Origin of the sequence: Aquisalimonas sp. 2447, assembly GCF_012044895.1 — a bacterium.
GTDB lineage: Bacteria > Pseudomonadota > Gammaproteobacteria > Nitrococcales > Aquisalimonadaceae > Aquisalimonas.
Map to the genome: position 1 here is coordinate 2,750,684 of NZ_CP050695.1, position 21,203 is coordinate 2,771,886.

Below are 21,203 nucleotides of genomic sequence, written 5' to 3' on the forward strand. Positions count from 1 at the left end.
GCCGGTCAGTCCACGCCGGCGGAGCTCAGCACCACGTTGACCACCACCACCAGGATCACGATCAACAGCACGGTGAACACGACTCCGCCGATGATGTAGGGCATCGGGCTCCCGCTCTGGAAATCCCGTTTGCGGGCTTCGTTGGTCTGCACACCGAAAGCCCCGGCAAGCACGCTTTGCACCACGTGCCAGAAACCCGGCCGCCGTGGTCGATCATCATCCCAATCGCGCTCGTGATCAGTCATTTCCAACTCCCGTGAGCTGTAACGCGAAAATCAGTGCGTCCTCGCGACGGCCTGTGGCGACCGGATAGTATTCGGGGCGCACGCCGACTTCACAGAAACCGGCGCGCTCGTACAGATTCACGGCGCGGGTATTGGACGGACGGACTTCCAGGAACACCGTTTCCGCACCCAGACGTTGCGCGTGTTCGATGCCCGCGGCCAGCAGGAAACGCCCGAGCCCCTTGCCGTGGCGCGCCGGATCGATGCAAATGTTGAGCACATGCCCCTCACCGGCCACCACGGACATGACCAGGTAGCCCGCAAGGCGCTCCTCGGCGATCAGCACCCAGCAGCCGTACCCAACCCGCATGCAGTCGCGGAACACCGTGGGGGTCCAGGGAAAATCGTAGGCCTGGCGCTCGATGGCCACCACATCAGTCAGGTCCTGCTCGCGCATGCGCCGGACTTCCGGGGCCGGTGCCTGAACCACTGCACTCATGCACGCACCTCCTCGCTGGCCGGGAGATATTCCCGCAGACGCTTGAGATCATCCCAGGCCTTGGCCTTGTCCGCCGGCGAACGCAACAGGTAGGCCGGATGGTAGCTCACCACCACGGGAACATCGCCCTGGTGGAGGGTATGAATCTTCTGGCGAAGCATGCGCAGGGGGCGGTCGCTATCGAGCAGGTTCTGTGCCGCAATGCGCCCGACGGCCAGGATCACCGCTGGCTGTACCAGCGCGATCTGCCGCGCCAGATAGGGTCGACACGCCGCCACCTCCTCGGGCTCGGGATCGCGGTTGCGGGGTGGACGGCACTTGAGGATGTTGGCAATGAACACCTGCTCCCGACCGTACCCCAGGGCGCGCAGCATATTGTCCAGCAACTGCCCGGCGCGGCCGACGAAAGGCTCGCCCTGACGGTCCTCCTCCGCTCCGGGGGCCTCCCCGATCACCATGATGTCGGCATCCCGCCGACCCACCCCGAAGACGGTCTGGGTGCGCCCCTGGCAGAGCCCGCAGGAGGTGCAGCCGGCGACGCTGGCTTCCAGCTCCGGCCATTCCATGGCGGCCACGTGTCCGTAGGCATCCGTTGCGCCCGCGGGGGCGGCCGGCGCCGCGGCCCCGGAGGGCGCCACATCCGGCCTCACGCCTGGTGCAGCGGACGCTGGAACCTCAACGGCCGGGACATCACCCGCGTCCGCCTCGGCAGGTGGTCGCCGCACCCAGATATCGATCCCCATGCGGCGCAGAACATCGCGGCGCCGTTTGTCCGCCTGGTACTGCTCACTCATGGGTTCGTCCGCGCTCACCGCTCCACCGCCCGATTCTGACCCTTACTCTACCAGCTCAACCGCCGCGTCGACCGACCGCTCGCTGGCGACGCCGCTGGATGAGCGTCAATGCCGGACCGGACACCGCGTAAGTCAGGAAAGCAAGGAACAGCACCAGCGGCGGGTGGATGGACGCAAAGGCAATGATCAGCACCAGCACCACCAGGACGATGAAGGGCACCCGGTAGCGGAAATCGAATTCCTTGAAGCTGTAGTAGCGGAAGTTGCTCACCATCAGTAGTCCGGTGGCCACCGTCACCAGTAGCGCGATGATCTTGGCGCTGCTGCCGTCGAAGCCGGTACTGGCGCCGAACCAGACCATGCTCGCCAGACCGGCGGCGGCGGCGGGGCTGGGCAGCCCCTGGAAATAGCGCTTCTCGGCAACGCCGGCCTGGGTGTTGAAGCGTGCCAGACGCAGGGCTGCGCATGCCGCATAGGTGAAAGCGCCGATCCAGCCGATTTTGCCCCAGAAATCGCCCATCCCCGCCAGATCCCCCAGCGCCCACTGATACATCACCAGTGCCGGGGCCAGGCCGAAACAGACCATGTCCGAGAGGCTGTCGAACTGGACACCGAAATCGCTCTGGGTATTGGTCAACCGGGCCACACGCCCGTCCAGGCCATCCATGACCATGGCCACGAAAATGCCCAGCGCGGCCAGGTTGAACTCGCCGTTGATGGCAGAGACGATGGCAAAGAAACCGAAGAACAGGCCCGCAGTGGTGAACAGATTGGGCAGGAGGTAGATGCCGCGGCGCCGCCGGGAATGTTGCTCTGTGGGCATGCCGGTTCATCCGTTTGGCTGGGGAAATGGCCGGCCCCTGACCATACCATAGCTGCGAAGAGACGAGCCGAGGGAACACCGCCACCGCCGCAGTCGGGCGGTGACGGATGGTGCCGAACTGAACCGGCGTAACGCCGGTTCAGTTCCTGTTGCGGTCCACCAGCTGCTTCTGACGGATCCAGGGCATCATCTCGCGGAGTTTCTCGCCCACTTCCTCGATGGGATGCTCGGCGGCCAGCCGGCGGCGGGCCTTGAGAGTAGGCGCGTTGGCCTGGTTCTCGAGAATGAAGTCACGGGCGAACTTGCCGGTCTGGATGTCCTCCAGGATCTCCTTCATGGCCTTGCGGGATTCCTCGTTAATCACCCGCGGACCACTGACGAAATCACCGTACTCGGCGGTGTTGGAGATGGAGTAGCGCATGTTGGCGATGCCGCCCTCGTAGAGCAGATCGACGATCAGCTTGACCTCGTGCAGGCATTCGAAATACGCCATCTCCGGGCTGTACCCGGCCTCGGTCAGCGTCTCGAAGCCGCCCTGGATCAGGGAGGTCAGGCCACCGCACAGCACCACCTGCTCGCCGAAAAGGTCGGTCTCCGTCTCCTCGCGGAAGGTGGTTTCGATAACCCCGGCACGACCGCCGCCAATGGCGGAGGCGTAGGACAGCGCCACTTCCTTGGCCTGACCGGAGCTGTTCTGCTGGATGGCGATCAGCGAGGGCACCCCGCCGCCGTCCACATAGGTGGAACGCACCAGATGGCCGGGACCCTTGGGCGCAATCATGATCACGTCCAGGTCGGCTCGCGGCTCGATCTGGCCGTAGTGGATATTGAAGCCGTGGGCGAAGGCAATGGCCGCGCCCTTCTTGAGATTCGGCTCGATCTTCTCCGCGTAGATGGCACCCTGGTGCTCATCCGGGGTCAGGATCATCACCAGGTCCGCCTGGCTGGTCGCCTGTTCGACGCTGGCCACCTCCAGGCCTGCCTGGCGGGCCTTCTCGGCGGACCCTGAACCTTCACGCAGACCCACGACCACCGAGCCACCGGATTCCTTCAGGTTGTTGGCATGGGCATGGCCCTGGGACCCGTAGCCGATGATGGCCACCTTGCGGTTCTGGATAATCGACAGATCCGCATCCTTATCGTAATAGACTTTCATTCCGCCCCCGTTCGGTTGATTGACATGGTCGGGCGCGCCGGCGGCGCGCCCCGGAATTCAGACCCGCAGGTGCTTCTCGCCCCGCGAGATACCGATCACGCCGGAGCGCACCACCTCCAGGATGGTGTTGTGGCCCAGGGTGTCGATGAAGGCATCGAGTTTCGCGCTGGCACCGGTGAGTTCCACGGTATAGACCCGCTCGGTGACATCCAGGATCCGCCCCCGGAAAATGTCGCTCAGGCGCTTGATCTCCTCCCGCGACTCGCCGGTGGACGCCGCCACTTTGACCAGCATCATTTCCCGCTCGATGTGGCTGCCCTCGGTCATGTCCATGACCTTGACCACATCCAGGAGCTTGTTGAGCTGTTTGATGATCTGCTCGATGATACTGTCATCACCGATGGTCACCAGCGTCATTCGTGACAGGGTAGGATCATCGGTAGGCGCGACCGTGAGACATTCGATATTGTAGCCACGGGAGGAAAACAACCCGGCCACGCGGGACAGGGCGCCGAAGTCGTTCTCGACCAGAATGGAAATGATATGGCGCATACGATCCTTCTCGGCAGCTCGCTCATGTCTCACGCGGGCGCAGTCCGTGCCCGTGCAGGGACCGGGACGCACCGCACCGGGTCGCCACGGCCTGACGCCCGACGGTGATGGAAAACGCATGAGAAACAGCCACATTAGCGGCTGGTGAAAGGGCGCAAAGCTACTGCGGATTGCGAGGGACGTCAAGGCGCACCTCACACGACGAGACGCGACACAAGGAAGGCAGCATGATTCTACGAACTCTTCTAGCGATGACACTTGGATTCACCCTGGCAGCCCCGGCCATGGCGGACATTTACCGCTGGACCGATGACGACGGCCAGGTCCACTTCGGCCAGAACCCGCCCATGGGAGTCGATGCCGAGCCGGTGGAAAGCCGCTCCCAACCAGCACCGGCCGACAGCGAGCCGTCACCGGAAACCGGACAGACTGACGAAGAGGACGCAACGCCACCGGACGGCGCGGAAGAGCCAGCGCAGCAGGAAGACGACGACGCCGTCGATCCAGCCATGGCCGAGATGTGCGACGACATCCAGCAGAACGCCGAGATCTACGCCGACGAGTCGGTACGGCGTGTGCAGCGCGAGGACGGCGAAGTGGAAATCCTCACCCCCGAAGAGCGCGAGGAGCGCCTGGGGGAGGCGGAGGCCTTCCTGGACGAGCACTGCTGACACCCTGGCGGGACCAGGGTGGGACAGCTGCCGGTCCGGGCCTGTTTCCCGCGCCGCGGCCTGGGGTATGCTGTGCCGCCGGCGCCGGCGGCCGGATCTCCCGAACAGCAACAAGGAACCAATCAGGCTGATGCGACTTTCCCGATTCCCCCTGTCCACCACCAAGGAGACCCCGGCTGACGCCGAGATCGTCAGCCATCAGCTCATGCTGCGCGCCGGCATGATCCGCAAGCTCGCCGCCGGGCTCTACACCTGGATGCCGCTGGGGCTGCGGGTGCTGCGCCGGGTCGAGGATATCGTCCGCGAGGAGATGAACCGCAGTGGCGCGGTGGAACTGCTGATGCCCGCAGTCCAGCCCGGCGAGCTGTGGCGGGAGACCGGGCGGTGGGACAAGTTCGGCCCGCTGCTGCTGCGCTTCCATGATCGCCATGAGCGGGAGTTCTGCTATGGACCCACCCACGAGGAAGTGATCACCGACCTGGTGCGCCGGGAGATCCGCAGCTACAAGCAGCTGCCCCTGAACCTCTACCAGATCCAGACCAAGTTCCGGGACGAAACCCGCCCCCGCTTCGGTGTGATGCGCGCGCGGGAATTCCTGATGAAGGACGCCTATTCCTTCCACGTCCATGAGGGCTCGCTGGCGGAGACCTACCAGGTGATGTACGACACCTACAGCCGGATTTTCGAGCGCACCGGGCTGAACTTCCGCGCCGTACAGGCGGACTCCGGCGCCATCGGCGGCAGCATCTCCCACGAATTCCACGTCCTCGCCGACTCCGGCGAGGATGCCATCGTGTTCTCCGACGGCAGTGACTACGCCGCCAATGTCGAACTCGCACCCACCCTGCCCCCGCAGGAGGAGCGCCCGGCAGCGGCTGCAACCATGGCCACCGTGGACACGCCCGGCGTGCACACCATGGACGAGCTTGTCGCCGCCCTGGGCCTGCCGCTGGCGCGCTGCGTCAAGACGCTGCTGGTGCAGGGCAGCGAGACCCCCGTGGTGGCGCTGCTGCTGCGCGGCGATCACAGCCTCAACGAACTCAAGGCCGAGAAACACCCCGCGGTGGCCGAGCCGCTGACCATGGCCTCCGCCGAAGCAATCCAGCGGGCGGCCGGCTGCGGCCCGGGCTCCGTCGGCCCGGTGGGCCTGGACGTGCCCCTGATCGCCGACCATGCCGCCCTGCCGCTGGCGGATTTCGTCTGCGGAGCCAACAGCGAGGGGCAGCACTTCACCGGCGTCAACTGGGAGCGGGACCTGCCCGAGCCGGAGGCCGCCGACCTGCGCGATGCCGAGGCCGGCGACACCAGCCCCGACGGCCGCGGCCGGCTGGGCGTCGCCCGCGGTATCGAGGTGGGTCACATCTTCCAGTTGGGCACCCGATACAGCGAGGACATGGACGCCACCGTGCTGGACGAGAACGGCGCCAGCCAGCACCTGCACATGGGCTGCTACGGCATTGGCGTGTCGCGGATCGTGGCGGCGGCCATCGAGCAGAACCACGACGCCAATGGCATGATCTGGCCGGAGGCCATTGCACCGTTCACGGTGGCCGTGGTGGGAATCAACATGAACAAGTCAGAACGCGTCGCCACTGCGGCCGAGCAGATCTATCAAGAGCTGCTGGCACGGGGTGTGGACGCAGTACTGGATGACCGCGACGCCCGCCCGGGGGTCAAGTTCGCCGACATGGAACTGATCGGGGTCCCCCACCGCATCGCCATCGGCGATCGCGGCCTGGAGCAGGGAACGGTGGAGTACCGCGGGCGGCGGGATACGGACAACCAGGACGTGGCCGTTGACCATGTGGTGGCACACATCCTCGCGCAACTGGGGCAGTAACCCGGCAGTGCCGGTACGGATCCTGTGTGTGCTGATGGCGCTGGCTCTGTGGGGCGGCACCGCTGTTGCACAGGAACGTCATCCGGTGGAACCGGAACTGCGCGAGCGTCTCAAGGACGCCGTGGAGCGGTCCGAGAGCTTCGAGAACCGGTTCGTTGCCCAGGTCTGGCTCATGGACATGAGCCAGCGGCTTGCCGGCCAGGTGCAGGACTACGATGAACGTCTGGAGCTGCTGCGCCAGGTCCACTTCGAGGCGCGGAACGCCGATCTGCGCCCGGAGCTGGTGCTGGCGGTCATCGAGGTGGAAAGCAATTTCAACCGTTACGCGATCTCACCGGTCGGTGCCCGCGGGCTGATGCAGATCATGCCGTTCTGGTTGGAGGAGATCGGACGCGCCGACGACAATCTCTTCGAGGTGGAGACCAATCTGCGCTTTGGCACCACCATCCTGCGCCACTACCTGGACAAGGAGAACGGTGACCTCACCCGCGCCCTGGCCCGCTACAACGGCAGCCTGGGCCAGACATGGTATCCCGAACGGGTATTCCGGGCCATGGAGGAGCGCTGGTACCGGCATTAGCACGGTGCATCAAGATGCACCGGTTCCTCCGCAGGAACCTATTCGACGGCTTTCAGGGCCGCAGCGCCGCCGACCACGTGACCCTCTTCATCCAGCGCCGGGTAATCCAGTCCCCGCGCCCGGCAGTAGCGGGCGATCTTTGGCTGCATCCACTCGAACAGTGTGCGGCGGTAGGTTTCCTCATCCATACGGCACCGGTCGTACAGACCCGCCGCTGCGCGCTGGCGCTGCGCTTCATACAGGGTGACCGCCGCCGCCACCGAGACGTTCAGCGACTCGGTCAAGCCCGCCATGGGAATGCTGATGTGCGCATCCGCCGCAGCAACTGCCGCCGGCGGCATGCCTTCCAGCTCCTGCCCCAGGATCACCGCGGTGGGTCGGGTATAATCCACCGAACGGAAATCCACGGCCTGAGCGGAGGCGTGGGCAGCCAGCAGCCGGAATCCCTGCTCCCGGAGCATCGCCAGGCTGGCGGTAATTTCCTCGTGCTGCTGCAGCTTCACCCAGCGGGTAATCCCGGCCGAGGCGGTACGCTTGATGGCCAGCTTGCCGTCCTGACCAATGCTGTGCAGCACCGGCACACCCACGGCGTCACAGCTGCGTACCACGGCCGATACGTTGTGCTCCTTGTGAACACCGGCCATGACCACCGTCAGGTCCGGCTGGCGCATTCTCAACGCCTTCTGCATGCGCCGCAGACGCTCCGCACTCATTGCTCACGCTCCTCCTTTCAGCGTTTCCCTTGCGCCGTCACCGCGCATTCGTCACCTTGGGCAACGTCTGCATTCTACGACACCGAACATCCCATCGACGGAGCACGCCCAATGGCAAACGTACTCATCGCCGGTTGTGGTGACCTGGGCAGCGGCGTGGGCCTGGCCCTGGCCGATGCCGGACACCAGGTCTGGGGCATGCGGCGGCGCCCGGAACAAATCCCCGCCCCGATCCGGCCGCTGGGCGGCGACTTCTCCCGCCCCGACGGCCTGCCCGAGCTGCCTGACGCTCTGGATGTGGTCTATTTCATCGCCACACCGGGGCGCTTCGAGGACGAAGCCTATCGTCTGGCCTACGTGGAGGGGATGCGTCACCTGCTGGCGGCGCTGGACCGGCAGGAGCAGTCCCCGGGGCGTATTATTCTGGTCAGCAGCTCCTCGGTCTATGGCGTCACCGACGGTGGCTGGGTGGACGAGGATACCCCCGCCGAGCCCGGAGGTTTCTCCGGCAAACGCCTGCTGGAGGCGGAACAGCTGCTGGCGGAGAGCCCCCATACTGGCGTGATTATCCGCTTCGGCGGCATCTACGGCCCCGGGCGGGAGCGGATGCTGCGCAAGGTCCGCAACGGCGAGCCGGTGGTCACCGACCCACCCCAGTACACCAACCGCATCCACCGGGATGACTGCGTCGGCGCGCTGGTCCACCTGTTCGGCCTGGAACACCCGGCACCGCTCTACCTTGGCGTGGACAACCACCCCTGCACCCAGGAAGAACTCACCGACTGGCTTGCCGATCGCATCGGCCTGCCCCGTCCGCCGAAGGAAACAGGCTCGGCCGGCGGTGTGCGCGGCAGCAACAAACGCTGCCGCAATGACCGGCTGGTGGCCAGTGGCTACCGGCTCCGGTACCCGGACTACCGGGCCGGTTACGAGGCGATGCTGGCGGACGTGTAACCACCGGCCATGAAGGGCGGCCTCAGCTCTCCTTGTTGACCACGATCTTGGGGAAGCGGCTGCCCTTCTCGGTGGACTGCTGCGAGAGCTTGGCGCCCACCCGGCGGGCAATCTCGCGGTAGGATTCGGCACTCTGGCCGTCCGGCTCGGAGATCACCGTGGGCTTGCCGCCATCCGCCTGCTCACGGATATGCAGGGCCAGCGGCAGCGAACCCAGCAGATCCACCTCGTACTGCTCGGCGATGCTCTGGCCGCCACCGGCGCCGAAGATGTGCTCCTCGTGGCCGCACTGGCTGCAGATGTGGGTGCTCATGTTCTCGACAATGCCGAGCACTGGCACGTTGACTTTCTCGAACATGCGCAGGCCCTTGCGGGCATCCAGCAGGGCAATGTCCTGGGGCGTGGTCACGATGACGGCGCCACTCACCGGCACCTTCTGGGACAGGGTCAACTGGATGTCACCGGTCCCCGGCGGCATGTCCACCACCAGGTAGTCCAGATCGTGCCAGTTGGTGTCCCGCAGCAGCTGCTCCAGGGCCTGGGTGACCATGGGGCCGCGCCACACCATGGGGGTTTCCTCGTCGATGAGAAACCCCGAGGACATCACCTGCATGCCGTAATTGGACAGCGGCTCCAGCTTCTTGCCGTCGTGGGAATCCGGCTTGCCAGTGATGCCGAGCATGCGGGGGACGCTGGGGCCGTAGATATCTGCATCCAGCACACCCACTCTGGCCCCCTCCGTGGCCAGCGCCAGGGCAATGTTCACCGTGGTGGTGGACTTGCCCACGCCGCCCTTGCCCGAGGCCACGGCGATGATGTTCTTCACGCCGCTGACCAGCGAATTGCTGCTCTCCACCATGTAGGCTTCGATATTCGAGCGGATACCCACGGCGACCTCGCCGACGCCATCCAGGCCCTGGACGGTCTCCTGCACCGCCTGGCGCAACCCGACCTCCCAGCGCTTCGCCGGGAATCCCAGCACCAGGTCAATGCTGACCTTGTCGCCGTTGATGCGAATGTCCTCCACGCACCGTGCGGCCACCAGATCCTTGCCCAGATGCGGCTCCACGTACTCCTGCAGACGGGCTTCGACCTGTGCCCGGGTGACCTCGCTCATACCAACCTCCGCCGAATCCGCGCGGTCTGCGCTTGCATTCCCGCAACGGGTGTTATTTGCTTGGGGATGACGGTCCTTGTTCAAAACCGGAATCTCGCATCCATGATAACGCATCGCATTTTCTTCTTGGCGGTTCCTTTGCTTGCCATGGCGCTCTCCGGCCTCACTCTCGCCCACCATGACGGTGATCACGCCGCCGAGGAAGAACTGGTCGACGCCGTACGCGGCGGCGACCGGGACCGGGTGGCGGCGCTGCTGGATCGGGACACCGACGTGGAAGCAGCCCTGTCCGACGGCGAATACGAGGGCAAGACGGCACTGATGTGGGCGGCCGAGGCCGGTGATGTGGCCATCCTGGAGAAACTCATTGACGCCGGTGCCGACGTGGATGCCCGCAACCCCAAGGGTGGCACCGCACTGATGTACGCGGCAGTGAACGGGCGCGAGGATGCGGCGCGGATCCTGGTCGATGCCGGCGCAGACCCCAATCACAGTGTTCGCCACGGCTGGACACCCGTCCTACTGGCCGCGGCCAAGAGCCATGACGACACAGTGACCGCGCTGGTGGAACTGGGCGCCGACCACGACCCCCGCGATGTCTACGGCTGGACACCCCTGATGCGCGCCGCCGAGCGTGGCGACCGGGAGATGGTGCGCACGCTGCTGGAGCTCGGCGCCGACGTCGACGCCGAGGACAACGCCGGCAACACGGCACGCACCATCGCCCGCCGTACCGGCAACCGGGACGTCCTGGACCTGCTGCGTCGGGCGGACGACGAGAGTTCCTCGTAACCCTGCCTTCAGCAGCGCATGACGTTGCCACTGAAACGGCTCATGGGAACCACCTCGGTTTCACCGCGAATGCGCCCGTCGGCTTCGCCGTCCAGGTACTCCATGGCCAGCCGCGCCTCGAACTCGTCGAAAAAGCGCTGGAACATCTCGCCACCCAGCGTGCCAGTGACATACAACCCGTCGTCGTCCGGGTCGTGCTCCAGCAGCACCGCCGCCAGGGGCTGGTCGGCCGGTCCGGAAATCACGTCAGCGCCGGTATACGGATCATAGACGCTGTTCTCGGCGCAGCAGGTAATCTTGCCCCCATTGGCGCCCTCACCCGGCTGCCGAAAGCCGATGTAACTCACCTGCTGGGTGGGGTGCGCCATCTTGTGGGCGCAAATGGCCGAGAACGCCACCAGGGATCGATCAGGGCCGACACCCCCGGGCCAGTCGTAGGTTTTTCCATCCCGGGTACGCAAACCGTTCCGTCCCTCCGCCGGTTCGCCCAGGTCCAGCAGGAAGCACGGCGTGGCCCGGTAGGGATAATGGAAGACGTAGTTGCGCTTTGTTTCCAGCGCCGCCGCGCGCAGCGGTTCTCCACGATCGTCCACCAGTCGGACCCGCTCGTACTCGCGTGGCGTGACCTGCTCGGCGGCAAGCAGCCACTGCGGCCCGACACTGAGACACCCTGCACCCGCGGCACAGGCCTTGACGAAGCCTCGGCGACGCATACACACCCCTCCTCGAACGGGGCCGTCCCGGGCCGTTGCCCACCCGGTCAAGGTGAGGCGGTTCCTGAATGGATTGGCGCACCTGCCCGGGCCGGGCAGGTGCGAACATGGCGATCAGCCGCCCTGCACGACCCCACAGGCGACCCGTGCGCCGGCGCCGCCGATGGGCTGCGTCATGTGGTCATCCGGGTTCTCGTGGATGACCAGCGCGCTGCCATCGTCATCGAGCATGTTGCCACCGACGCTGCCGTCGAGGCTCGCCCGTTCGTTGAACATTTCCACCATGGCGGTGCCGTCGCCGTGGACGTAGAAGTTGGGCAGATCACCGGCGTCCGGGCCTTCCGGATTGAGGTACCCGTGCTTTGAGTCATCGGGATTCAGGTGGCCGCCGGACGCCTGGAAGCCCTCCTCCGGATCATCACAGGTACCGACGCTATGGATGTGGATGGCCTTCCAGCCTTCGTCCAGGCCATCGATGCTGAAGTTGATGAGCACGCCGGCCGTTCCCTGCTCGATACTTCCCTGGCCGACGACCTCGCCCTCGTTGTCGACGAACTCGACGCTGGCCGCTGGCGACATGCCCTCGTCGGCCATGCTCGCCAGGGGAAACGCCACCGCAGTCAAACCGATCAGCACTACATGTCTTATTTTCATCGACTCCTCCAAAGCGCCTGAATAACCATTATTGGTTGAGTTCTTCAAGACGCTGAATCAACGCCCCCTTAAGCATAGACCCAACCGGGAAGCGGGCCAAACTCAACGCTCCCGTAGGCGCGGGATCAGCGAGACGAAGTTGCAGGGCTTGTGGCGGCGATCCAGCTGCTGCTGCAGGATGCCGTCCCAGGCGGTGGCGCAGGCGCCGCTGGAGCCGGGCATGACGAACACCAGCGTGCCGTTGGCCACACCGCCCACGGCGCGGGACTGGATGGTGGAACTGCCGATCTCCTCCCAGGAGAGGTGCCGGAAGAGCTCGCCGAAGCCGTCCACTTCCATGTCCAGCAAGGGCCGCACGGCTTCCGGCGTGGTGTCGCGTCCGGTGATCCCGGTGCCACCGGTGGTCATGACCACCTTCACAGCCTCGTCGGCGATCCAGCGCGACACCACCGCGCGCACCTGGTAGATGTCGTCGCGGACGATGGCCCGATCCACCACCTGGTGCCCGGCACCGACGGCGCGATCGGCAAGCAGCTTGCCGGACTTGTCGTCCGCTTCAGTGCGACTGTCGGAGACGGTCAGCACCGCCACCGGCAGCGGGACGAAACCGCTGGCGTCCGCCCGCAGCTCATCGCTCATGACTGTTCTCCTGATCGGTCTCCCCCGCCGCTTCCGAAGTCACCAGCGGCGTGCCGTCCTGGTAGCCACTGGAGCCGTCGGTGTAGAAATCCTCCTTCCACACGGGCAGGCGCTCCTTAAGCGTATCAATGGCGTACTGACCGGCCTGGAAGGCGTCACCGCGGTGGGCGGAGCGCACCGCCACCAGCACGCTGGCTTCGCCGATGCCCAACTCACCGATGCGGTGAACAATCCGGCACTCGGCGACACCGAAACGCTCGCAGGTTTCCTGCTCCAGCTCCTCCAGTACCCGCTCGGCCATGGGCCCGTAGGCGGTATACCGCATGCCGGCGACACCCCTGCCCTGGTGGTGATTGCGCACCGTGCCGCCGAAGACGACATAGGCGCCGCAGGTATCGTTCTCGGTGTCCGCCAACACAGTATTGATATCCAGGGGCTGCTCGGTAATTCGCTGCATCAGCGGGCCTCCGGCGGCATTGAATGGGAACCCCCGCTCACCGGGGGCAACAGGACCAGCGGCCGCGCCGGGTCCACGCGGTCGGCTCGGCGCACCAGGTGTTCGCCCTGGGCGCAGGCCACCCGGGGCAGGTGATCGGACAGCGCCGGCACCTCGCCCCGCAGGCGCTCCAGCACCTGCTCCACGGTGGGCGCCTCGTCCGGCACCTCCACCTGCAGCGACCGGGCGCCGGCGAGCTGCTGCAGTACGCCGTAGAACTCTACGTCCAGCATCGATCCTCCCGGGTCAGGGAACCGCCGCGGCGGCATCGTGTCCGAGTATGCCACAGAGCACCAGCGGGAAGGCACGGTGGCCCCGGCCACTGTGTTATCGTGAAACCAGATTCAGATCAGGGTGAGAGATGATGGAACTCCAGGACCTGGTAGACACCTTCGAATTTCTGGACGACTGGGAAGACCGCTACCGCCTGCTCATCGACATGGGGCGGGAGCTGCCGGAATTCCCGGATGATGCGCGCACGGAGCATAACCGGGTGGACGGTTGCACCAGCAACGTATGGCTGATCACCGAAGTGGAGGACGACAATCCGCCGCGCCTGCACTTCCGCGCGGACAGTGACGCCTTCATCGTCAAGGGGCTGGTGGCCATCCTGCTCAAGGCCTATTCGGGCCGGACGCCCCAAGAGATTCGCGACACCGACATCGAGGGCCTGTTCAATCGCCTGGGCCTGAGCAAGCAGCTCACGCCCAACCGCCGCGACGGCTTCTTTGCCATGGTCAAGCGCATTCACGGCCTTGCCGAACAGCACGGTGGCACCGCGACCGCCAACGCCTGACCTGCTTTACTGATGTGTTTCCTTAACGAGTGCCGCCCTGCAGGCGGCACTCGTTATCCGACCAATCAGCCTCGACCGGTGGTCAATACGATCTTGCCGGTGGCCTTGCGGCTCAGCAGCCCGTTGAGCGCATCTGCCGCCTGCTCCAGGGGATAGGTCTTCCACACGTGGGGCTTGAGCTTGCCCTCGGCGTGCATGGCGAAGAGTTCCTGGAAGTTCTTGGCGTTGTCCTGGGGCTGACGACGGACGAAATCACCCCAGAACACCCCCACCACGCTTGAGCCCTTGAGCAGCGGCAGGTTGCCGGGGATCTTCGGGATCGTGCCACTGGCGAAACCGATGATCAGCAGCCGGCCGTTCCAGTTGATGCAGCGCAGCGCCTGTTCGCAGGCCTCGCCACCCACCGGATCGTAGATCACGTCGGCGCCCTTGCCATCGGTGAGCGCCTTGACCTGATCCTTGAGGCTACCTTCGCTGTAGTTCACCAGCTCGTCGGCGCCGTGCTCTTTCGCCACCTGCAATTTCTCATCGGAGCTGGCGGCGGCGATCACGCGGGCACCCATGGCCTTGCCCAGCTCAACTGCAGCCAGGCCCACGCCACCGGAGGCGCCCAGCACCAGCAGGGTCTCACCGGCGGCCAGGTGCCCGCGCTGCTTCAGCGCGTGGTAAGACGTGCCGTAGACCATGGGAAAACCGGCAGCGGTGACGTAGTCCATGCTGGACGGCATAGGCAGCACCCGGTCGGCGCCAATCACCACTTCTTCGGCGAAGCCGCCCCAGCCGGTGAGAGACATCACCGGATCCCCCACCTTCAGGTGGCTGACCGCGGAACCCACCTCCAGAATCTCCCCGGCCACTTCAGAGCCCGGGGAGAACGGCAGATCCGGCTGGATCTGGTACTTGCCCTGGATGATCAGGGTGTCCGGGAAGTTGACGCCGCAGGCATGGATGCCAATGCGCACGTCGTTCTCGCCCAGCCCGGGGCTGGGCGCCTCGTCCACCACCAGGGATTCCGGTGGTCCGTGTTCCTTGCACAGTACTGCTCGCATTTGTCCGTCTCCTCGATTAGTCGTCATGGTTGATTCATGCGGCGCATCAGTACGCACGGTGCGCCGGCCGACACTCCCCGGAACCCGGAGGAGCCCGGGGGTTCCATCGTGGATCACCCTGATAATGTCTTGGTGGTTGGTTCATTCGGTGCATCAAGATGCACCCTACGCATAAGGGTGAACGTTTACATCCACCGTTCCCCGACATCTCGCGTCCGGCGGCTCGCGGATGTCCGGCAACGGTGGACCTGAAGGTCCACCCTACGCGACCGCCAACGTCCGCCTCGGCGCGTCGCGATCAATCGTCGTTCTGGACCTTGATCACCAGCTTGCCGAAGTTCTCGCCGCGGAACAGCATCATCAGGTGCTTCTGGAAGTCGTCGATGCCGTCGACCACGTGCTCCCGGGCCTCCAGCTTGCCCTCCTGGATCCACTGGGCCATCTGCTGGGCGGCCTCGCCGTAGCGCTTGGCATAGTCGAACACCACGAAGCCTTCCATGCGTGCGCGGTTGACCAGCAGCGCCATGTAGTTGCGCGGTCCCTGCAGGGAATCGGCGTTGTTGTACTGGGAAATGGCACCACACAGCACCACCCGGGCGTTCAGCCGCAGCCGCGCCAGGGCGCCTTCCAGGACCTCGCCACCGACGTTGTCGAAGTAGACGTCGACGCCGTCGGGGCAGGCGCGCTTGATGCCCTTGCCCGCCTGCTCGGCCTTGTAGTCCACCACGTCGTCGAAGCCCACCTCACGGGCGAAGTCGCACTTCTCCTGGCCGCCGGCCACGCCAACGGCCCGGCAACCCTTGATCTTGGCGATCTGGCCCACGGTGGCACCCACGGCGCCGGCCGCGCCGGAGACCAGCACGGTGTCCCCTTCCTTGGGCTGTCCCACGTCCAGGAGCCCGAAATAAGCGGTCATGCCGGGCATGCCCAGCACGCCCAGGTAGCGCTCCAGGGGCGCGATGGAGGGGTCCACCTCGATGACACCCTTGCCGTCGCTGACGGCATAGTGCTGCACGCCGAACATGCCACTCACATAGGCGCCTTCACGGAAGTGGTCGTTACGCGACTTCACCACGCGACCGATGGCGCCGGCGCGCATCACTTCACCCAGTTGCACCGGCTGGATGTAGGAGCGGCCCTCGTTCATCCAGCCGCGCATGGCCGGGTCCACCGAGTTGTAGAGCACCTTGACCAGGAACTCCCCGTTGCCGGGCTCGGGTACCGGCGCCTCGTTGACTTCGAAGACCTCCGGTCCCGGCTCGCCCACCGGGCGCTGGGCAAGAAGGATCTGCCGGTTGATTTCGCTCATGTACTTCTCCTGTTACGTTATCGGTTCAGGTCGGTTTTCAGAACCAGTCTTCCGCCATGGCCAGACAGGTGTCGTCCAGTCCGGTCAGCAGGCGACTGTGGTGCTCGATCTGCGGCAGCTCCCAGCGCAGGTAGTACTGCGCGGCCTGCAGCTTGCCGCGGTAGAAGGCGGTATCGGCGGCGGCCTGGCCCAGCGCCCGGGCGGCCACGGTGGCCTGGCGCAACCACAGCCAGCCGACGACGAAGCGGCCCATGAGATCCAGATAGATCCAGGCGTTGGCCAGCACCCGTTCCGGGCCCTGTTCGCCCATGGCCGTCATCAAGCTGCCGGCGGTCCGCTCCACCGTTGCCAGGGCGCGCTCCAGCTCCGCCGCCAGCGGTGCCGCCAACTCCGTCTCCCGGGCCTCGGCGATACTGCGTCGAACGCGCTCAAGCAGCGCCTCGAAACCCGCACCGTTGTTCTGGGCCATCTTGCGCCCGAGCAGGTCCAGCGCCTGGATGCCGTTGGTGCCCTCGTGGATGGGATTGAGACGGTTGTCCCGGTAGAACTGCTCCACCGGATAGTCCCGGGTGTAGCCCGAGCCGCCCAGGACCTGAATGGCCAGATCATTGGCCTTGCAGCCGTACTCGGCGGTCCAGGACTTGACGACGGGAGTCAGCAGATCCAGCAGCTCCTGGGCCTCTGCCCGGTCATCGGCGACCGGCGCGGTGGTGCTGTCGTCGAACAGGGTGGAGGCGTACAGGCACAGCGCCAGCGCGCCCTCGGCGTAGGCCTTCTGCGCCAGCAGCATGCGCCGCACGTCCGGGTGCTGGATGATGGGCACCTGGCTGCCACTGCCCTTGGCCGTTACCGGGCGGCCCTGGGGTCGCTGACGGGCGAAGTCCAGGCTGTGCAGATAGCCGGTGTAGGCCAGCATGGCGGCGCCGACGCCGACGCCGATACGCGCCTCGTTCATCATGTGGAACATGTAGGTCAGGCCCTTGTTGGGCTCGCCCACCAGGTAGCCATGACAGTCACCGTTATCGCCGAAGCTGAGTACGGTGGACGTGGTGCCGCGGTAACCCATCTTGTGGAGCAGCCCCGCCAGGGTGACGTCGTTGTGCTCACCGGGCTCACCGTTCGCGTCGGGGCGGTACTTGGGCACGATGAACAGGGAAATGCCCTTGACCCCGGCCGGCTCGCCCTCGATGCGGGCGATGACCATGTGCACGATGTTGTCGGTGATGTCCTGCTCGCCGCCGGAGATGTAGACCTTGTTGCCGACAATGCGATAGCTGCCGTCGGCCTGGGGAACCGCCTTGGTGCGCAGATCGCCCAGGGAAGACCCGGCGTGGGGTTCGGTGAGCGCCATGGTGCCGGCGGAGCGCCCATCCAGCAGCCGCGGCAGCCACTGCGCCTGCTGCTCGGCGCTGCCGTGGGCCTTGAGCAGGTTGCCGGCGGCGATGGTGAGCATGGGATAGGCGGCACTGGCCACGTTGGCGGCGTAGAAGTGGCCCTGGCACGCCTGCTGGATGGTGGTGGGCAGTTGCATGCCGCCGGCTTCGGCATCGTGGTGCGCCGCCAGAAAGCCCGCCTCGGCAAAGGCCCGCCAGGCCGTCTTGGTCTCGGCAATGGTCTCGGCGGCGCCGTCCCGGAACACCGGCTCGTTCTCGTCGCCCTTGCGGTTATGAGGCGCGAACTGCTCCGCGGCAATCTGCCCGGCGGTCTCCAGGGCAGCATCGAAGGTCTCGCGGCTGTGCTCGGCGAAGCGCTGGCGTTGCGTCATGGCCTCGACATCCAGCAATTCGTAGAGCTGGAAGCGCAGGTCACGTGGGTTGATCAACAGATCGCTCATGGCGTGGATTCCCGGTTACTGGGCGGTCATGCCGCCATCGACGGTCAGGGCGTGGCCGTTGACAAAGCTGGCCGCATCCGAACAGAGCCAGACCACCGCTTCGGCCACCTCTGCCGGCTCGCCCAGGCGGCGCATCGGGGAGTTGCGTACCAGTTTCTCGGCCAGATCACGGCGATCGGTCAGAGAGCGCTCGAACATCTCGGTACGGATGGCGCTCGGGCACACGGCATTTACCCGTACGCCCATACGCCCGTATTCCAGGGCGGCCGTGCGGGTCAGCCCCACCACGCCGTGCTTGCTGGCCACGTAGGGTCCGAACAGGGGTGCTCCCACCAGGCCGGCCACGGAGGCCAGGTTGACGATGCTGCCCTGGCCCTGGCGGACCATCACCGGCAGCTCGTGCTTGAGGCACAGCCACACGCCCTTGAGGTTAATGTCCTGAACCCGCTCCCAGTCCTCCTCGCCGAAATCGGCCAGCGCCTGCAGGCCGTGCTCGACACCGGCGTTGTTCACCGCACAGTCCAGGCGGCCGTAGGTATCCAGTGCGGTCGCCACCATGGCCTGCACCTGATCACCGTTGCGCACATCGGTGTGGACGAATACGGCCTCGCCTCCGGCCTGGCGGATCTGCTCGGCGACACTCTCGCCTTCACCGGCGAGGATGTCCGCGATCACCAGCCGGGCGCCGTCCGCGGCCAGCCGCTCCACCACGGCGCGCCCGATGCCGGACGCGCCGCCGGTGACCAGCACCGCTTTGCCGGCAAACCCGGCCCGTGCGGTCATGCCAGCAGGCCGCCGTCGACGTTGACGCAGGTACCAGTGGCGTAGCTGGAGGCGTCAGAGGCCAGGTAGATAATGGTGCCGGCCATTTCCTCCGGCTCCGCATGGCGCTGCATGGGAATGCTGGTCATCACGCCCTTGCGCACATCTTCGTTCTCGAACAACGCGGAGGCGAACTTGGTCCTGGTCAGACCCGGCAGCAGCGCGTTGCAGCGGATGTTGTGCTGGGCACACTCCTTGGCAAAGGCCTTGGTCATATTGATGACCGCGCCCTTGGTGATGGAATAGATGGCCTGCATGTTGCCGGGAGAAACGCCGTTGATGGAGGCAACATTGACAATGGCACCGCCGCCGTTGTCTCGCATGAGCTTGCCGGCCTCGATGGACATGAAGAAGTAGCCGCGAATGTTCACGTCCGCCGTCTTGGTGTACGCCCCAAGATCGGTGTCCAGGATATGGCCGAAGTACGGGTTGGTGGCGGCATTGTTCACCAGGATGTCGAGCCGGCCGTGCGTCGCCCGCACATGCTCGAAGATGGCGGTGATCTGCTCCATGGCGCCCACGTGGCAGGCGAACGCCGAGGCATCCCCGCCTTCCTCGCGGATGCTGGCCGCCACTTCGTCGCAGGCCTCCTGCTTGCGGCTGGAGACGATCACGTGCGCCCCGTGCTGCGCCAGCAGGCGTGCGGTGGCTTCGCCGATGCCGCGGCTGGCGCCTGTCACCAGGGCCACGCGGCCGCTGAGATCAAACAGGTTCTTGCTCATTTCATCACTCCCCGTGATTGTTGTGCGGCCGTGGCGGCTTCGTGCCCCAGGGCCGATTCGACGAATGCGATCATGCCGTCAGCGTAGTCGTCCACGCTCACCTTGCGGCGTCGATATTTCCAGCGCTTGAGATACCAGTCCTGCAGCAGCGGCTTGATCAGGGCCGCCGTGAATTCGGTGTCGCTGACGTGGTAGACACCCTCCGCCACGCCCTCCTCCAGGAGCTCATGGATCAGCGTTTCGGTGCGCAGCTCACCGGCCATGGTCTGAGCCCGGGAGTCCCGGTCGAAGTGCCGGGACTCCATGTAGGAGAAGTAGAACCACGGCTGCATTACCTCGCTGAGGTAGACATGGGTGCGCAGCACATAGCGCATGCGCCGCCGGGCGCCCTGCAAGCCGTCCGGAATGCCCAGGGCATGGTTCACCATTACATGACCGTAGGTCAGGATCATGTCCAGCAGGCGATCCTTGCTCTCGATGTACGAATAGAGAGACCCCATGCTGATACCGGTGGCCTCGCCCAGGTCGCGCACGCTCATGGCCTGGAAGCCGTGCTGGTTGCTGATCTCCAGGGTTTTCTCGAAGATCACCTCCAGCTTCGGCAGCGCCACTTCCTCCTTCTTCACCCGAATGACGTCCTGATGGCGGTTCAGCACCTCGCGCAGATACCCGTCACGGCAACAACGGATGCGGTGCCGGAAGGAGGGATAGTCGGACTGCTCGGCGGTGGCGCTCATCGGAAGGTAATCATCTCTGCGCGTTCCGGGTCTTCCAGGTGGGGCACGCTGTTGAAATCCAGCAGACTGACGTCACCGGATTTGTTGTATACGAACCGCGTCAACGACGTGTTGTAGATGGTCCAGCCCAGGCGCATGGCAGCCTCGTCGCGCAGGCCCAGCACCTGGCCGACCAGCACGCCGATGACGCCGGCGGAGGTCACCACGCCGATGCGCGCCCCGCGGGGCTGCTCCGCCATGAGTTCCGACAGTGCGCCCCGGCAACGCTCACGGAACCCGTCCCACGACTCCAGACCCTCGGTGGGCGGCAACCGCCCTTCCAGCCAGGCGGTCATGGCCTGCGCATAGAAGCGTTGAAACACGCGACGATCCGAATTGAGCAGTTCCCGGTCCGGCATGTTGGCCGGATCCTGCTCCCCCAGTCGCCGCCACCAGGCGCGCAGCACCGGCTGGTGGGCGAACTCGTCGAGACAGGCGGACTGACGCCATTCCGGAGCGAGCTCCCCGCTCATGAGGAGATTGGCGGTGCTGCTCTGCCGGTGCAGCAGGCCGCAGTAGATGACGTCGAATCGCAATCCGAGCTGGCGCCAGTGGTCCCGCAGCGCGACGGTCTGCTGCCGCCCGAGATCCGACAGCCGGTCGTAGTCGTCACTGCCGAAGGAAGCCTGACCATGCCGGATCAGGTGAATTTCACCCATGCGGAGCAATCCTCGTGGT

26 protein-coding genes are annotated in these 21,203 nt (G+C 65.6%); 6 read left to right on the forward strand and 20 right to left on the reverse strand.

Features of this window, described 5'->3' with window-relative positions; all coding sequences use genetic code 11:
• Window positions 1-5: 5 nt before the first annotated feature.
• The 6 genes from KU884_RS13035 to ilvN all read right to left on the reverse strand — a co-directional run bounded on the left by KU884_RS13035 (window position 6) and on the right by ilvN (window position 4,048).
• A complete protein-coding gene (locus KU884_RS13035) occupies window positions 6-245 on the reverse strand; it encodes a DUF2970 domain-containing protein (RefSeq protein ID WP_167783027.1) in 240 nt (79 codons plus the stop codon).
• A complete protein-coding gene (gene rimI / locus KU884_RS13040; protein ID WP_167783028.1) occupies window positions 238-723 on the reverse strand; it encodes a ribosomal protein S18-alanine N-acetyltransferase in 486 nt (161 codons plus the stop codon). Before rimI ends, KU884_RS13035 begins: the two co-directional genes overlap by 8 nt.
• The gene (locus tag KU884_RS13045; RefSeq protein WP_167783029.1) at window positions 720-1,517 is read right to left on the reverse strand and encodes a uracil-DNA glycosylase family protein; all 798 of its coding nucleotides are present in this window, start codon (window positions 1,515-1,517) and stop codon (window positions 720-722) included. The genes rimI and KU884_RS13045 overlap by 4 nt, the downstream gene beginning before the upstream one ends.
• 55 nt (window positions 1,518-1,572) lie before the next feature.
• Complete coding sequence (pssA, locus tag KU884_RS13050) at window positions 1,573-2,340, reverse strand: CDP-diacylglycerol--serine O-phosphatidyltransferase (protein ID WP_167783030.1); 768 nt, start codon at window positions 2,338-2,340, stop codon at window positions 1,573-1,575.
• Window positions 2,341-2,479: 139 nt separating this feature from the next.
• Window positions 2,480-3,496: a ketol-acid reductoisomerase gene (gene ilvC / locus KU884_RS13055; RefSeq protein WP_167783031.1), complete on the reverse strand. Its 1,017-nt coding sequence runs from the start codon at window positions 3,494-3,496 to the stop codon at window positions 2,480-2,482.
• A gap of 57 nt (window positions 3,497-3,553) precedes the next feature.
• The gene (gene ilvN / locus KU884_RS13060) at window positions 3,554-4,048 is read right to left on the reverse strand and encodes an acetolactate synthase small subunit (RefSeq protein ID WP_167783032.1); all 495 of its coding nucleotides are present in this window, start codon (window positions 4,046-4,048) and stop codon (window positions 3,554-3,556) included.
• Window positions 4,049-4,275: 227 nt separating this feature from the next.
• Between ilvN and KU884_RS13065 the strand changes: the two genes are divergently transcribed.
• From KU884_RS13065 to KU884_RS13075, 3 genes are all read left to right on the forward strand, one after another.
• On the forward strand, window positions 4,276-4,719 hold the full coding sequence (locus KU884_RS13065; protein ID WP_167783033.1) for a DUF4124 domain-containing protein: 444 nt from the start codon (window positions 4,276-4,278) through the stop codon (window positions 4,717-4,719).
• A gap of 130 nt (window positions 4,720-4,849) precedes the next feature.
• Window positions 4,850-6,559 carry a proline--tRNA ligase gene (locus KU884_RS13070; RefSeq protein ID WP_167783034.1) on the forward strand — a complete coding sequence of 570 codons (1,710 nt, stop codon included), beginning with the start codon at window positions 4,850-4,852 and terminating at the stop codon, window positions 6,557-6,559.
• Window positions 6,522-7,139, forward strand: a complete 618-nt coding sequence (locus KU884_RS13075) for a lytic transglycosylase domain-containing protein (protein ID WP_254432055.1) — start codon at window positions 6,522-6,524, stop codon at window positions 7,137-7,139. The genes KU884_RS13070 and KU884_RS13075 overlap by 38 nt, the downstream gene beginning before the upstream one ends.
• A gap of 38 nt (window positions 7,140-7,177) precedes the next feature.
• Here KU884_RS13075 and trmH read toward each other — a convergent pair whose 3' ends face one another.
• Window positions 7,178-7,852, reverse strand: coding sequence for a tRNA (guanosine(18)-2'-O)-methyltransferase TrmH (trmH, locus tag KU884_RS13080; protein WP_167783035.1), 675 nt, complete (start codon window positions 7,850-7,852; stop codon window positions 7,178-7,180).
• A gap of 111 nt (window positions 7,853-7,963) precedes the next feature.
• On the opposite strand from trmH, the gene KU884_RS13085 reads away from it, so the two are divergent.
• Window positions 7,964-8,806, forward strand: a complete 843-nt coding sequence (locus KU884_RS13085) for an SDR family oxidoreductase (RefSeq protein ID WP_167783036.1) — start codon at window positions 7,964-7,966, stop codon at window positions 8,804-8,806.
• A 22-nt stretch (window positions 8,807-8,828) separates the two neighbouring features.
• Here KU884_RS13085 and apbC read toward each other — a convergent pair whose 3' ends face one another.
• Window positions 8,829-9,923, reverse strand: coding sequence for an iron-sulfur cluster carrier protein ApbC (gene apbC / locus KU884_RS13090; protein ID WP_167783037.1), 1,095 nt, complete (start codon window positions 9,921-9,923; stop codon window positions 8,829-8,831).
• A gap of 102 nt (window positions 9,924-10,025) precedes the next feature.
• Here apbC and KU884_RS13095 point away from each other — a divergent pair, with 102 nt between their 5' ends.
• Window positions 10,026-10,715 (forward strand): ankyrin repeat domain-containing protein, encoded by a 690-nt coding sequence (locus KU884_RS13095; RefSeq protein ID WP_167783038.1) that lies wholly within the window; start codon window positions 10,026-10,028, stop codon window positions 10,713-10,715.
• Between the two features lie 8 nt (window positions 10,716-10,723).
• Here the strand turns inward: KU884_RS13095 and KU884_RS13100 are convergent, their stop codons facing one another.
• The 5 genes from KU884_RS13100 to KU884_RS13120 all read right to left on the reverse strand — a co-directional run bounded on the left by KU884_RS13100 (window position 10,724) and on the right by KU884_RS13120 (window position 13,450).
• Entirely contained in the window at window positions 10,724-11,428 is a 705-nt protein-coding gene (locus KU884_RS13100; protein ID WP_167784251.1) for a twin-arginine translocation signal domain-containing protein, read from the reverse strand.
• 114 nt (window positions 11,429-11,542) lie between these two features.
• On the reverse strand, window positions 11,543-12,082 hold the full coding sequence (locus KU884_RS13105; RefSeq protein WP_217351365.1) for a superoxide dismutase family protein: 540 nt from the start codon (window positions 12,080-12,082) through the stop codon (window positions 11,543-11,545).
• Between the two features lie 102 nt (window positions 12,083-12,184).
• Window positions 12,185-12,721: a molybdenum cofactor biosynthesis protein B gene (moaB, locus tag KU884_RS13110; protein WP_167783039.1), complete on the reverse strand. Its 537-nt coding sequence runs from the start codon at window positions 12,719-12,721 to the stop codon at window positions 12,185-12,187.
• On the reverse strand, window positions 12,711-13,178 hold the full coding sequence (locus KU884_RS13115) for a molybdenum cofactor biosynthesis protein MoaE (RefSeq protein WP_167783040.1): 468 nt from the start codon (window positions 13,176-13,178) through the stop codon (window positions 12,711-12,713). The genes moaB and KU884_RS13115 overlap by 11 nt, the downstream gene beginning before the upstream one ends.
• Window positions 13,178-13,450: a MoaD/ThiS family protein gene (locus tag KU884_RS13120; RefSeq protein ID WP_254432056.1), complete on the reverse strand. Its 273-nt coding sequence runs from the start codon at window positions 13,448-13,450 to the stop codon at window positions 13,178-13,180. Before KU884_RS13120 ends, KU884_RS13115 begins: the two co-directional genes overlap by 1 nt.
• A gap of 128 nt (window positions 13,451-13,578) precedes the next feature.
• On the opposite strand from KU884_RS13120, the gene KU884_RS13125 reads away from it, so the two are divergent.
• Window positions 13,579-14,013: a SufE family protein gene (locus KU884_RS13125; protein WP_254432057.1), complete on the forward strand. Its 435-nt coding sequence runs from the start codon at window positions 13,579-13,581 to the stop codon at window positions 14,011-14,013.
• Window positions 14,014-14,078: 65 nt separating this feature from the next.
• Here the strand turns inward: KU884_RS13125 and KU884_RS13130 are convergent, their stop codons facing one another.
• The 7 genes from KU884_RS13130 to KU884_RS13160 form a co-directional block, all read right to left on the reverse strand.
• On the reverse strand, window positions 14,079-15,062 hold the full coding sequence (locus tag KU884_RS13130) for an NADPH:quinone oxidoreductase family protein (RefSeq protein ID WP_167783041.1): 984 nt from the start codon (window positions 15,060-15,062) through the stop codon (window positions 14,079-14,081).
• Window positions 15,063-15,360: 298 nt separating this feature from the next.
• Window positions 15,361-16,371 (reverse strand): NADP-dependent oxidoreductase, encoded by a 1,011-nt coding sequence (locus KU884_RS13135; RefSeq protein WP_167783042.1) that lies wholly within the window; start codon window positions 16,369-16,371, stop codon window positions 15,361-15,363.
• 37 nt (window positions 16,372-16,408) lie between these two features.
• Window positions 16,409-18,205 (reverse strand): acyl-CoA dehydrogenase, encoded by a 1,797-nt coding sequence (locus KU884_RS13140; RefSeq protein WP_167783043.1) that lies wholly within the window; start codon window positions 18,203-18,205, stop codon window positions 16,409-16,411.
• A 15-nt stretch (window positions 18,206-18,220) separates the two neighbouring features.
• On the reverse strand, window positions 18,221-18,988 hold the full coding sequence (locus KU884_RS13145) for a glucose 1-dehydrogenase (protein ID WP_167783044.1): 768 nt from the start codon (window positions 18,986-18,988) through the stop codon (window positions 18,221-18,223).
• Window positions 18,985-19,749 (reverse strand): SDR family oxidoreductase, encoded by a 765-nt coding sequence (locus tag KU884_RS13150; RefSeq protein ID WP_167783045.1) that lies wholly within the window; start codon window positions 19,747-19,749, stop codon window positions 18,985-18,987. The genes KU884_RS13145 and KU884_RS13150 overlap by 4 nt, the downstream gene beginning before the upstream one ends.
• Window positions 19,746-20,486, reverse strand: coding sequence for a TetR/AcrR family transcriptional regulator (locus tag KU884_RS13155; RefSeq protein ID WP_167783046.1), 741 nt, complete (start codon window positions 20,484-20,486; stop codon window positions 19,746-19,748). Before KU884_RS13155 ends, KU884_RS13150 begins: the two co-directional genes overlap by 4 nt.
• Complete coding sequence (locus tag KU884_RS13160; protein WP_167783047.1) at window positions 20,483-21,184, reverse strand: histidine phosphatase family protein; 702 nt, start codon at window positions 21,182-21,184, stop codon at window positions 20,483-20,485. The genes KU884_RS13155 and KU884_RS13160 overlap by 4 nt, the downstream gene beginning before the upstream one ends.
• Window positions 21,185-21,203: the final 19 nt, after the last annotated feature.